This is a genomic window from Pseudomonas sp. NPDC089741 (genome assembly GCF_044748825.1).
GTDB lineage: Bacteria > Pseudomonadota > Gammaproteobacteria > Pseudomonadales > Pseudomonadaceae > Aquipseudomonas > Aquipseudomonas helmanticensis.
On the sequence record NZ_JBIVGT010000042.1, the window covers coordinates 1 to 4,582 of the forward strand.

The window sequence follows — 4,582 nt, forward strand, 5'->3', positions numbered from 1 at the left end:
CACCCTGCCACGGGTTGGCATTTTCTTTGGATTGAATAAGGGCCGCCCGTCGCGCGTCAGACGCTCGACAAATCCTGGGACAGCGGTCAGTTCTTATTCGAATTCGTGGTCAAAGGCCTTGTTACAGACCAATTCCATTTGGTGCGGAAAGTTGGAAGGCACCGACACCTGGGTGTCTTGAAAGCCTCGCGACTCACTCGACACCCGACTTTCTGCACAGCGCCTTATTAAAAAGTGTTCCTTAATAAAGGCTGAACAGTGCCGGGAATTCAGTGCGGGCGATTGTAGATAGGTAGCGCCCTATACACCATGTCTTATCCCGAAATAATTTTTATCCGTTCGAGCAACAATCCATCGCCATTTTTGCAAAAGTGCCGCATGTTATCGAAATCGATTCTCAACAAAAACACCAAAATTTGTAGGTGTACCCGCCTCAGTTCAGACAGCTCTGCAGCTCGTTTCTCTACGCAGGATCAGCGCAAAGCCCGATACCCCAAGGGTTCTGGCCATTTGCCAAGGCTTGTTAAAACTGCCTGATCTGGCACTTGCGTGCAAAAGCCGCAAAACGCCGAAACAGACCAATGTTTTTATGTAACAAGAGACCAATCAGGCCCTTCGCGACACCCTGCGACACAGCGCGTGTGACAACATGTCGCACACTCGCCACACCCTCTATTGCCGTTCGTCACGGTGTTTTCACCAACGCCGTGAAATGCAAAACGCCCCGATTGGCTGATCCGCAAATCGGGGCGTTTTCTGTATCGGCCAGACCGCCGATTAGTTGACTCAGCGCAGCGCTTTGCGATTACGCGAGGTCAGCAGCGGCACCAGAATCACCACCAGCACGAACGCCACCAGCGCCCATTGCGCCAGCGACAGACCGAGAATCGGCGGATACGGCGTCGAGCAGAAACCGTCGACCTGGAAGCCCAACGGGAAGATCTTTGCCAACGGCAAGCCGTCGACAATCGGCTGCAGCACATCAATGCCGCAACTCACTGCCGGATAGAACTGGGTGTACACGTGATGCCCCGCAACGGCAGCACCGGCAATCGCACAAATCACCACCAGCACCTCGAACACGGTGATGCTGCGGCGCGTGCGCATGGCCGCGCCGATAAACGCGAACAGTGCGATCAGCAGCAATGCATAACGCTGCAGGATGCACAGCGGGCATGGCGCCTCGCCCAGTACGATTTGCATATAAAGCGCGCCACCGATCAGCGCCAGACAGATGATCCCCAACAGCACCAGAAAGCGCCGCTCACGGCCCAACCGAATCGTTTCCTCGCTCATCGCGTTTCCCTTTAATGTCCATGGTTCAGCCGGCCGACGGCTGAAAGTTGTCGCAAGTCTACACCGGGGGAATAAACGATAAAGCGGTTAAGGATTCATTAACCTTGGATCATGTTTCTCAAATTCAGACCGCATAACGGCCTTCGCGAGCAAGCCCGCTCCCACATTTGACCGAGTTGAACACAAACTCTGTGGTCAACATTAGTCCACTGTGGGAGCGGGCTTGCTCGCGAAGGGGGCAACTCGGTTTCAGATCATTCCAAAGCCGAAGCCGGCCCGAAGAACTCATAACGGCTCTGCTTCTCCGGCACACCCAGTGCTTTCAGGTGACGCTTGATCGCGCCCATGAAACCCTTCGGCCCAAGGAAATAAGCGTCTACATCGCGGTGTTCCGGCAGCCATTCGCCCAATTGCTCCAGGCTCAACATGCCGACCTTGTCCGCCGCCGGGCTAACGCCATCGTCCTCGGCGTAGCAATAGAAACGCTTGAGTTGCGGATGACGTGCCGCCAGGCCATCGATCCAGTCACGGAACGCATGCACGCTGCCGTTGCGCGCGCAGTGGATAAAGTGCACCGGACGCTCGGTTTCCAGCGCCGCCTCAAGCATCGCCAGCGTCGGCGTGATGCCGACGCCACCGCTGATCAGCACCAGCGGTTTGTCACTCGCGGTCAACGTGAACTCGCCCGATGGCGGGAACAACTGAATGCTCGCGCCGACGTGCAGTTGATCGTGCAAGTGATTGGACGCACGGCCACCCGGTTCACGCTTGACGCTGATGCGGTACTGACCTTTGTTGGCCAGCGCCGACAGCGAATAGTTGCGGCGGACTTCTTCGCCGTCGAGGATCAGCTTCATGCCGATGTACTGACCCGGTTCGGCCGCCAGGATCGGGCCTTTGTCCGCCGGTTCAAAGTAGAAGGAGATGATTTCCGCACTCTCCTCGACCTTGGCCGCAACGATGAATTCACGCGCGCCGCGCCAGCCGCCGACAGCCTGTTCCTTTTCGTCATAAATAGCCGTTTCGGCGCCGATCAGGATGTCCGCCAGTTGTCCGTAAGCCGCACCCCAGGCGCTCATCACTTCGGGAGTAGCGATCTCTTCGCCGAGGACTTCGGAGATGGCGCGCAACAGGCACGTACCGACAATCGGGTAGTGTTCCGGGAGAATCTGCAGGGCCACGTGCTTGTTGATGATCTTCGCCACCAGATCACCCAACTGGTCGAGCTGATCGATATGGCGGGCGTACATCAATACCCCGTTGGCGAGGGCACGCGGCTGGTCGCCGCTGGCCTGATGCGCCTGGTTGAACAACGGGCGCACTTCAGGGTATTCAGAGAGCATCATGCGGTAGAAGTGCGTGATCAGCGCCTCACCGCCGCTTTCCAGCAGGGGCACGGTGGATTTGACGATGGCACGATCCTGGACGCTAAGCATAAGAGTGACTCCTGAGCTTGTTGAAAAGTTACCTTAGGCTTATCAGCTTTCGTGCCAACTTTTTAATCCATATAAATCAATAGTTTAAGAATTACGTAGTCATATCGACTCAAAGGGCTTTATAGTCATCGCGACTACATCTTGTCTCTTTGACTACAAGACCATGACTGCCAAATCCCTGCTGACTGCTCTGCTGCCTTTAGTCTCCGACCTGTCTCGCGAATTGCCCGAGGGCGAGCGCTATCGACGTTTGCTTGAGGCCATGCGCGCGCTGCTGCCGTGCGATGCCGCCGCGTTGTTGCGCCTCGACGGCGAATCGCTGGTGCCGCTGGCGGTGGACGGCTTGAGCACCGACACCCTCGGCCGGCGCTTTAAAGTCAGCGAGCATCCGCGTTTCGAAATCCTCCTCGCCGGGGCCGGGCCAACCCGCTTCGCTGCCGACAGCGATTTGCCCGACCCTTATGACGGGCTGGTCGACGGCCTCGACGAACACCTTGAAGTCCACGACTGCCTTGGTTGTCCTCTGTTTGTCGATGAAAAACTCTGGGGCTTGATCACCCTCGACGCGCTTGATCCCGAACGCTTCGAACCGATTGAACTCGATGCCCTGCAAGCCTTCGCCAGCCTTGCGTCAGCCACGGTCAACGCCGCCGAACGCATTGAGCGCCTGGCCATGCGTGCCGAAGACGAGCATCAACGCGCCGAGGTTTACCGTCAGGCCAGCGGCCAGCAGAACCGCGAAATGATCGGCCAGAGCAAAGCGCTGAAACGACTGGTTGAGGAAATCAATCTGGTCGGCGGCAGCGATCTGACGGTGCTGATCACCGGTGAAACCGGGGTCGGCAAAGAGCTGGTGGCGCAAGCAATCCACGCCGCGTCACCGCGCGCCGACAAACCGATCATCAGCCTCAACTGCGCCGCCCTCCCCGACACCCTGGTCGAAAGCGAATTGTTCGGCCACGTGCGCGGCGCCTTCACCGGCGCCACCAGCGACCGTCGCGGCAAGTTTGAACTGGCCAATGGCGGCAGCCTGTTTCTCGATGAAGTCGGTGAATTGTCGCTGACCGTGCAGGCCAAGTTGTTGCGCGTATTGCAGAGCGGCCAGTTGCAGCGACTGGGTTCGGACAAGGAACACCAGGTCGATGTGCGCCTGATCGCGGCGACCAACCGTGACCTCGCGGAAGAAGTGCGCAGCGGTCGCTATCGTGCCGACTTCTATCATCGCTTGAGCGTGTACCCGTTAAAGGTGCCGGCGCTGCGTGATCGCGGGCGTGACGTGTTGTTGCTCAGCGGTTTTTTTCTCGAGCAGAACCGCTCGCGCATGGGCCTCAACAGCCTGCGTCTGAACAGCGACGCCCAGGAAGCCCTGCTCGCCTACACTTGGCCGGGCAACGTGCGCGAACTGGAACACTTGATCGGCCGCAGTGCGCTGAAGGCATTGGGAAACTGCAAAGTGCGGCCGAAAATCCTCAGCCTGAGCGCGGCGGATCTGGATTTGCCGCGTGAGGTTGTGGATAACCCGGTTGAGCCGGTTGCTGGCGCTGTGGCCGAGATGCCGCTGATCAACGGTGATTTGCGCAGTGCCACTGAGGAGTATCAGCGCCGCTTGATCAGTGCCGCGCTGGAACGCAACCAGGATAACTGGGCGAGCGCGGCGCGGGAACTGGGGCTGGATCGTGCGAATCTTGGGCGGATGGCCAAGCGTTTGGGGATGAAGGGCTAGAAGCACACCCTCACCCTAGCCCTCTCCCACTGGGAGAGGGGACTGATTGGGGGATATTGAAGAGATCCGCCGACGTGGACCTGCTTTACCGAATCCATAATCGACTCGGTCGTTCAGGTCGATGTAC

General features: G+C 58.2%; 3 protein-coding genes. 1 reads left to right on the plus strand and 2 read right to left on the minus strand.

Annotated features, from left to right (window positions below; translation table 11 throughout):
* Window positions 1-786: 786 nt before the first annotated feature.
* Both ACIPZE_RS26170 and hmpA read right to left on the minus strand, forming a co-directional pair.
* On the minus strand, window positions 787-1,296 hold the full coding sequence (locus ACIPZE_RS26170) for a disulfide bond formation protein B (RefSeq protein WP_129395413.1): 510 nt from the start codon (window positions 1,294-1,296) through the stop codon (window positions 787-789).
* 254 nt (window positions 1,297-1,550) lie between these two features.
* Window positions 1,551-2,732 (minus strand): NO-inducible flavohemoprotein, encoded by a 1,182-nt coding sequence (gene hmpA / locus ACIPZE_RS26175; RefSeq protein WP_400776246.1) that lies wholly within the window; start codon window positions 2,730-2,732, stop codon window positions 1,551-1,553.
* 163 nt (window positions 2,733-2,895) lie between these two features.
* Between hmpA and norR the strand changes: the two genes are divergently transcribed.
* Entirely contained in the window at window positions 2,896-4,455 is a 1,560-nt protein-coding gene (norR, locus tag ACIPZE_RS26180) for a nitric oxide reductase transcriptional regulator NorR (protein WP_129395415.1), read from the plus strand.
* Window positions 4,456-4,582 lie beyond the last annotated feature (127 nt).

Excerpts from the sequence above, each read along its gene's own strand:
- ACIPZE_RS26170 (WP_129395413.1), bottom strand. The coding sequence starts at position 1,296 with ATGAGCGAGGAAACGATTCGGTTGGGCCGTGAGCGGCGCTTTCTGGTG.
- norR (WP_129395415.1), top strand. The coding sequence starts at position 2,896 with ATGACTGCCAAATCCCTGCTGACTGCTCTGCTGCCTTTAGTCTCCGAC.
- hmpA (WP_400776246.1), bottom strand. The coding sequence starts at position 2,732 with ATGCTTAGCGTCCAGGATCGTGCCATCGTCAAATCCACCGTGCCCCTG.